Origin of the sequence: Tolypothrix sp. VBCCA 56010 (genome assembly GCF_050875635.1) — a bacterium.
In the GTDB taxonomy this organism is placed as follows: Bacteria; Cyanobacteriota; Cyanobacteriia; order Cyanobacteriales; family Nostocaceae; genus Hassallia.
This window is the reverse complement of record NZ_JBPAOH010000485.1, coordinates 1-317: the sequence shown is the minus strand read 5'-3', so window position 1 is coordinate 317 and position 317 is coordinate 1. Positions and strand designations below refer to the sequence as shown.

Sequence of the window (317 nt, the reverse complement as noted above, 5' to 3'; positions counted from 1 at the left end):
TCACACACAAATATTAAGGTTTAAAACAATGTTGAAGAATTTTGCTTTCGGTATCTTAGCTGCTGCTTTAGCTGTCGCTCCTGGTGCTGCCTTTGCCGGTCAATCTCAAAGCAACGTGCAAGTTACCACACAAGAGGGTGCTGCAATCGATGGTAGCACCAACGCTCAAAGCTCCACAAGCAGCAACCGTCAACAACAAATTCAAAACGCACAAAAAAAAGCTGGCGGATACTACAGCCCATACTACCGCAAAGGTAACACAAACCAATCTCAAGGCTCTGTCCAACGTACACGCCAAGATGGTGCTGCAATTGGCG

1 protein-coding gene is annotated in these 317 nt (G+C 46.4%); it reads left to right on the top strand.

The genetic code is table 11. The features are described 5' to 3' along the window. Positions 1 to 28: 28 nt before the first annotated feature. Positions 29 to 317, top strand: a 289-nt coding sequence (locus AABK37_RS42060) for a hypothetical protein (protein ID WP_432557277.1), incomplete at its 3' end; no start/stop codon positions are given.